The organism is Candidatus Sodalis sp. SoCistrobi (genome assembly GCF_900143145.1).
Taxonomy (GTDB): domain Bacteria; phylum Pseudomonadota; class Gammaproteobacteria; order Enterobacterales; family Enterobacteriaceae; genus SoCistrobi.
Genome location: NZ_FRDB01000161.1, coordinates 1 through 6,966, shown reverse-complemented (window position 1 = coordinate 6,966; position 6,966 = coordinate 1). Strand labels below are relative to the sequence as shown.

The 6,966-nt window shown below is 56.9% G+C and carries 6 protein-coding genes and 1 pseudogene; 6 read left to right on the top strand and 1 reads right to left on the bottom strand.

Annotated elements, in window-relative coordinates:
- From CINSTRO3249_RS16650 to coaD, 6 genes and pseudogenes are all read left to right on the top strand, one after another.
- Window positions 1-110: pseudogene (locus CINSTRO3249_RS16650) on the top strand (IS110 family transposase); the annotation flags it as partial.
- Window positions 111-465: 355 nt separating this feature from the next.
- Window positions 466-1,578, top strand: a complete 1,113-nt coding sequence (rfaQ, locus tag CINSTRO3249_RS11140; RefSeq protein ID WP_074013339.1) for a putative lipopolysaccharide heptosyltransferase III — start codon at window positions 466-468, stop codon at window positions 1,576-1,578.
- A gap of 114 nt (window positions 1,579-1,692) precedes the next feature.
- The gene (locus CINSTRO3249_RS11135) at window positions 1,693-2,820 is read left to right on the top strand and encodes a glycosyltransferase family 4 protein (RefSeq protein ID WP_074013338.1); all 1,128 of its coding nucleotides are present in this window, start codon (window positions 1,693-1,695) and stop codon (window positions 2,818-2,820) included.
- A gap of 185 nt (window positions 2,821-3,005) precedes the next feature.
- On the top strand, window positions 3,006-4,274 hold the full coding sequence (waaA, locus tag CINSTRO3249_RS11130; protein ID WP_074013337.1) for a lipid IV(A) 3-deoxy-D-manno-octulosonic acid transferase: 1,269 nt from the start codon (window positions 3,006-3,008) through the stop codon (window positions 4,272-4,274).
- Entirely contained in the window at window positions 4,275-5,054 is a 780-nt protein-coding gene (locus CINSTRO3249_RS11125; RefSeq protein ID WP_074013336.1) for a glycosyltransferase family 2 protein, read from the top strand.
- Window positions 5,051-5,533 carry a pantetheine-phosphate adenylyltransferase gene (coaD, locus tag CINSTRO3249_RS11120; protein WP_074013335.1) on the top strand — a complete coding sequence of 161 codons (483 nt, stop codon included), beginning with the start codon at window positions 5,051-5,053 and terminating at the stop codon, window positions 5,531-5,533. Before CINSTRO3249_RS11125 ends, coaD begins: the two co-directional genes overlap by 4 nt.
- A gap of 73 nt (window positions 5,534-5,606) precedes the next feature.
- On the opposite strand, the gene CINSTRO3249_RS11115 is transcribed toward coaD, so the two are convergent.
- Window positions 5,607-6,966, bottom strand: a 1,360-nt coding sequence (locus CINSTRO3249_RS11115; protein ID WP_254304262.1) for a flagellar biosynthesis protein FlhF, incomplete at its 5' end; no start/stop codon positions are given.

The following is a 6,966-nucleotide window of genomic DNA, read 5'->3' as shown; positions in this document are numbered from 1 at the left end:
AAGGAGGTAAAGTAGGCATCTGCGCGGCAATGCGAAAATTACTCCAATTAGCTTATGGTGTCTTAAAATCTGGAATACCCTTCGATGAAAATATAGCTCTTGCATCATGATGAGCAAGACGGTATCTGACGTCGCATGAGCAGGTCCGTTATCCCTGCGCCGAGCCTGGCGCTACCGTCCGGGGTAGTTAATAAGACATTGCCAAACCGCCCCCGGCCATACGGGATCTGCCCCGGGCGCGGAGCGGGGCTTGAATCGTTACCGCTGCCGCGACGACGCCGTTCTCTAGCTGACGCTCTCTGCATGATTAGAGGTTGTCGTTACCATATGCGATACATATAATTATCTAATAATGGTATTCCATGCTGGAATTTACCGGATAAAGCAGGCGTTCACCCTTGTCAAGTTGCATTTCCTGGCCGGTCCTGCTCAGTAATTCACTGTTCATTACAGGTCCGCGCCAACATGCCCACGTGTCATGACGTTACGCCCGCCGTGCCCCGCAAGATCCTGTTGATTAAATTGCGCCACCACGGCGATATGATTTTAACCACACCGGTTATCAATAATCTGCGCCAGCATTACCCGGCGGCGGAAATTGACGTGCTTTTGTACAAAGAGACGGCGCCGATTCTGGCGCATCACCCGGCCATCGCCCACATTCATGTCATCGATCGTCAATGGAAAAAGCAGGGCCTGAAGCGTCAGCTGGAGCAAGAATACGCCCTCGCGCAAACGTTGCGCGCTCGCCATTATGATCTGGTCATCAACCTCGCCGATCAATGGCGCAGCGCGATAGTCGCCCTGCTCAGCGGCGCAGCGCAGCGGATCGGTTTTAACTATACCAAACGGCGCTCTTTCCTCTGGCGCCTGGCCCACAATCATTTAGTCACCACCGCCAATCACGCCCGGTTGCACACCGTGGAGCAAAACCTCAGTATCCTGGACCCGCTCAACCTGGCGATTACCGACCGCCGCAGCAGCATGTATTATGCCGCGGCGGATAAAGCCCGCGGCGAAGCGTTACTGCGCGAACAACAGGTGACGGGCGACTATATTGTCATCCAGCCCACGTCGCGCTGGTTGTATAAATGCTGGGACGACGCCAAAATGGCGCAGCTGATTGATGGTTTGGCATCAAGCCGGTTGCCGGTGGTGCTGACCGCCGGACCGGATAAGCATGAACAAGAGATGGTGGCGCATATCATTTCCCTTTGCCGCGGGGTGAAGCCCGTCAATCTGGCGGGACAGCTCTCGCTTGCCCAGTTGGCAGCGGTCATTGATGGCGCGCGTCTGTTCATTGGCGTCGATTCAGCGCCAATGCATATGGCGGCGGCGCTGAATACCCCTTGTGTGGCGCTGTTCGGCCCGACGAAACTGCAGCGCTGGCGGCCATGGAGCGAAAAAAGTACCGTGCTGTGGGCAGGAGATTATGCTGAACTGCCGGATCCAGATACCATTGATACTCAGACCCGGCAGCGCTATCTGAGCGCCATACCGCTTGAGCCGGTACTGGCGGCGGCTATGAGCTATCTTTCGGCACCGATGCCGTCGGCGCTAAGGAAGTCTGCGCCCTGAACCGTTACGGCGCCGGTAAAAAATCGCCGTCTGCACAGGGTACGGGACCGACAAGGGTATTTAGGTTATTGTAAACGGCCGCCCGTGGACCGCGGCGGTAAGGGAAAATCCGACATGACAACTATCCGCCTGGCGATAGTACGGCAAAAATACCGTCCCGACGGCGGCGCGGAACGTTTTATCTCCCGCGCCCTGGAGGCGCTTGATAACAGCGGGTTGGAGCTGAACATCATCACCCGCCAGTGGTCAGGGGAGCCCAAACCCGACTGGCATGTGCACATTTGTAACCCGGGCGGCAGCGGCCGCATCGCGCGTGAGCGCGGTTTTGCCGCGGCCGCCCGGCAGTACTGGCAACAGCATCAGTTCAGTCTGGTGCAAAGCCATGAGCGCATCGCCGGCTGCGATGTCTTTCGCGCCGGCGATGGCGTCCACCAGGCGTGGCTGGAGCAGCGCGCGCGTATCATCCCCGCCCACCAGCGTTGGCTGACGCACATCAGCCGCTATCACCGTTATGTCCTGTCGGCAGAGCGCGAAATGTTTCATTCGCCCAAGCTTAAGAAAATCATCTGCAATTCGGCGATGGTGCAAAACGACATCATGCGTTACTACGGCGTGGCGGAGGATAAGTTCGCCTTGATTTATAACGCCATTGATCCCCAGCGATTCGCCCCCGCCGACGGGGCGCAACGCCGGGCGGCCCGGGAAGCGCTGTCGATTCCCGAGCAGGCCTGCGCGCTGATTTTCGTCGGTTCCGGTTTTGCACGCAAAGGACTACGCCAAGCCCTCGAGGCAGTGGCGGCCACCGATCGCTATCTGATTATCGTCGGACAAGACAAACATCAGCGCCGCCATCAGGCGCTGGCGCGAAGCCTGGGCTGCCTGTCGCGCGTGCGCTTCGCCGGCGTCCGTCAAGATGTGTTGCCCTATTACCACGCCGCCGATGCGCTGATCCTGCCGACGCTGTACGATCCGTTTCCCAATGTAATTCTCGAGGCCATGTCCTGCGGCCTGCCGGTGATTACCAGCCAGCGCTGCGGCGGTGCGGAGTTTATCGAGCAGGGACGCGAGGGCTTTATCTGCGACGCGCTGGATACCGCCAGCCTGCGCACGTTTGCCGCCGAGGTCCCCTCCCGGGAGCAGGACGCCACGATGGGGGAGGCCGCGCGTCAACGGGTGAGTTTTTGTACGCCCGCGCATCTATCGCGTCAGCTTACGACGCTGTACCGGCAACTGCTATCATAACCCTGACGCCGGTTTTGCTGGCTTGCGGCACAGCCGGCTTTCAACACTAATCAGATAAATGCCTCACCGCTAATGAGGGATAATGACTTATCTGCTAGCATGTCCCCGGTTTAGGGATATTCACATTATCTGGTTAAAAACTCACTCAGCACATGAGTCGCTGTGCCTTACAATAGTTAATTATAATGATCTACAACATAATCATAGTTTTAATCCAGCCGCTGGTATGGATACGATTATTGTGGCGCAGCAGAAAAGCGCCTACCTACCGCCGGCGCTGGGCCGAACGTTACGGCTTTTGTCGGGGCAAAGTAAAACCTGGCGGCATCATGCTGCATTCCGTGTCGGTCGGCGAGACGCTCGCGGCCATCCCGTTGGTGCGTGCACTGCGCCACCGCTATCCGCTGCTGCCCATTACCGTCACGACGATGACCCCCACCGGCTCGGAGCGGGTACAGTCGGCGTTCGGTAAAGATGTCCATCATGTCTACCTACCCTATGATCTGCCGGGGGCGATGAGCCGTTTTCTCGATCACGTGAATCCCAAGCTGGTTATCATCATGGAAACGGAGCTGTGGCCTAACCTTATCAAGGCGCTGCACCACCGCGGCATCCCGCTGGTGGTCGCCAATGCGCGTCTGTCAGCCCGCTCCGCCGCCGGTTATAAGAGGTTTAGCGGCTTCGTCGCCGGCATCATGCGCCGTATTACGCTCATCGCGGCGCAAAATGATGAGGACGGCGCCCGCTTCCTTGAGCTCGGGCTAAAGAAGAATCAGCTGGCGGTCACCGGCAGCCTGAAATTCGATATTTCCGTGACGCCCGAGCTGGCGGCGCGGGCGCTTACGCTGCGGCGCCAGTGGGCATCCCGGCGCCCGGTATGGATAGCCACCAGCACCCATGAGGGCGAAGAGACGCTGTTATTACAGGCCCATCGCCAGCTGCTGACCCACTTTCCCGATCTGCTGCTGATCCTGGTCCCGCGCCACCCGGAACGGTTTCCGGCGGCGCGGGAAATGACCATGAAGGCGGGCTTCCATTACATCATGCGCAGCAGCGGCGAAATTCCATCCGCCGATACACAGGTGGTGGTGGGGGATACCATGGGCGAGCTGATGCTGCTGTACGGCATTGCCGATCTGGCGTTTGTTGGTGGCAGCCTGGTGGCGCGCGGCGGCCATAACCCTCTGGAAGCGGCAGCGCACGCAATCCCGGTGCTGATGGGGCCGCATACTTTGAATTTCCGCGATATTTGCAGCAAACTGGATGAAGCCGGCGGTTTGATTACCGTGACCGACGTAGCGTCGTTGGTCACGTCGGTCTCCACCCTGTTGACCGACGAGGATTACCGTTTGTACTACGGCCGTCACGCCGTCGAGGTGCTGCATCAGAATCAGGGCGCGCTCCAGCGCCTGTTGAATTTGCTGGAGCCCTATCTGCCGCAACGGAGTCAGTAAATGTCGCATAGAAAGCGTCTGTCGGTGGTGCTCATTACCCGCAATGAGGCTGAGCTGCTGCCGGATTGTCTGGCGTCGGTCAGCTGGGCGGATGAAATCGTGGTGCTGGATGCCGGCAGCGTTGACGAAACGCGCCATATCGCCGCCCAGGCGGGCGCACGCGTCTTCCAGTCTACGGACTGGCCGGGTTTCGGCATCCAGCGTCAGCGGGCGCAGGCGTATGCCAGCGGCGATTATATCCTGATGCTTGACGCTGATGAACGCGTCACGCCGCCGCTACGCCAGGCGATTCAAGACGTGCTACAACACCCCGCTGCCAACGCGGTTTACAGCTGCGCGCGGCGTAATCTGTTTCTCGGCCGCTTCATGCGCCACAGCGGCTGGTACCCGGATCGGGTGGTGCGGCTGTATGCGCGCGAGCGCTATCGTTACAACGCCCTGCCGGTCCATGAATCACTGGCGACGGGCGGCGCCGATGTCGTTGCCCTGACGGGGGATTTACAGCATCTGACCTGCCGCGATTTGCCGGCTTTTCAGCGTAAACAGCTTCAATACGCGGAAGCCTGGGCGCGGGAGCGCCATCGCCAGGGGCGCAGATGCGGCATGTTCGCCATTATCAGCCACACCAGCGGCGCTTTTTTCAAAACCTGGCTGCTGCGCGCCGGTTTTCTGGACGGTAAACAGGGCTGGTTGCTCGCCATGGTGAACGCGCAATATACTTTCAACAAATACGCCACCCTGTGGGCCTTAAGCCACGCCGTGAGGGGAAATGACCAATGACCAACAAAGCCATCTATCCCGGCACCTTCGACCCGCTGACCAATGGCCATCTGGATTTGGTGACCCGCGCCGCAAAAATGTTTGATGTCGTCGTGCTGGCGATTGCCGCCAGCCCCAGCAAACGTCCGCTGTTTGATTTGGATGAACGTGTCGCGCTGGCAACCCAGGTAACCGCCCACCTGCCCAATGTGAACGTCACAGGCTTTAGCGATCTGATGGCCGATTTCGCCCGCCAGCAGCAGGCGAATATCCTCATCCGCGGCGTGCGCGCCATGACGGATGTTGATTATGAGATGCAGCTGGCAAAAATGAACCGTCATCTGATGCCGGCGCTGGAAACGGTGTTTATGCTACCCGCCGAGGCCTGGTCCTATATCTCCTCCACGCTGGTGAAAGAGGTGGCGCTGCACGGCGGCGATGTGGACCACTTTTTGCCCGCGCCCATCGCCAAAGAGGTTCGCGCGCGGCTACACCCCTGACGGCGGCGGCAAAGCGGCTCAGCGTATGGCGGCCCCGTTAGCGCCGCCCTTTTAGTGCATAGGTATCTACACATCAGGGAGGAGGCTTAAGAGCAACTCTCGCTAAATGAGTAAGTTCTTCCAGACTATATTCCGATAATAATTTTAGTGTATTCAACAAGATGGATAGGCCAGCGAGCAGAGCAGGAGCGCTCTCTCTGCGGCCTCGCTTTTGCTGTCGTCCTGACAAGCGACATATCAGCTGGCGGGCTGCCGCATTTTCTTCTCCTTCAGCGCGTTGCAGCCGCCATACCAGAACAGCAGCCATACTGGCTATTAACAACCTGCGTAGTACGGCTGGCGCGCTGCGCTGAAGCCATGTTTCTACGTCATGTCCGGCACCTTTCAGCAACTTAAAAAATGATTCAATATTCCAGCGCCAGTAATACCAACGAGCTACTTCCTCGCAGGTGATCTCGCTGCAAACGTTTGTAAGCAGCGTCCAGCGTCCCACCACATTACCGAGATCATCCGTAAGCCGAACAACAACCAATCTGACCGTCAGAGGCTCTCCAGGTTGGATTTTTATGCGGCGGCCGGTTTCTTTATCTTTACGCTTCTGCTGCGCAGCTCGGGTTATGACTATCGAGGTTTCACTGATTTCCATATCAGCTTTTTTCCCTTTCCAGTCTACCTGTCCGCATCCGTTGTATGGCAGAAGAGCAGCAATCTCACCAATTTTCAATGAATTACCTTGCCACTCTGCACCATGTCCTTCTTTTCCTCGGATAAGCCAGCATATTCCTTGAGTACTCAACGTCCGCATATGTCCAATAGAGTCACCCTCTCTATCAATTATATGAATCAGCTTTTTACCTATATTAAGCGATTCCACACGGGCAATATCGGTCGTCAAGGCGTCCATATGTGTCTGCCGTTCGGACAGTCCTTCCGCCAACGTTGAATGACAACCGGTTGCATCGGTAAGTGTCTGAGATAGAGGCGCTATTGGCAAACCCGTGCCAGCATCAACCAGCAAGCTGCTTTGAAGTTCATATCCAACATCGCCACCGTGCGTCATTTTTAAGCGTCCGTATTTGGCATGATGGTAAAGAAATTGTAAACGTGACCAATCATGAACAACGAGAGCGTATGGATGCGGGCTAAGCGAAATTTGCTCAAGTGCTAGCGAAATAATTGGCTCATTGAGTTGACTGAAGCTAATTCGCTTATTATTCAGAAAACGCCAGACAGCTTGGGTAGTTGCGAAAGTTGATTTTTGAGCACTTGCGAGGTCTTTAACCGCAGAAGCAAGAAGAGCCGCGGGCGTCATATGCTGTTTAACCAGCGTCTGATATCGGCGGGTAAGGCGAGAGTCAATCCCGCCAACAGATAGGTTGAAATCATTCTGCAAAGTAATAACAGGTATCACGATAAATGTGTAGATACCTATG

What these genes read in the sequence shown, in the direction of transcription:
- rfaQ (WP_074013339.1), top strand. Translation starts at nt 466, where the DNA reads ATGCCCACGTGTCATGACGTTACGCCCGCCGTGCCCCGCAAGATCCTG.
- CINSTRO3249_RS11135 (WP_074013338.1), top strand. Translation starts at nt 1,693, where the DNA reads ATGACAACTATCCGCCTGGCGATAGTACGGCAAAAATACCGTCCCGAC.
- waaA (WP_074013337.1), top strand. Translation starts at nt 3,006, where the DNA reads ATGATCTACAACATAATCATAGTTTTAATCCAGCCGCTGGTATGGATA.
- CINSTRO3249_RS11125 (WP_074013336.1), top strand. Translation starts at nt 4,275, where the DNA reads ATGTCGCATAGAAAGCGTCTGTCGGTGGTGCTCATTACCCGCAATGAG.
- coaD (WP_074013335.1), top strand. Translation starts at nt 5,051, where the DNA reads ATGACCAACAAAGCCATCTATCCCGGCACCTTCGACCCGCTGACCAAT.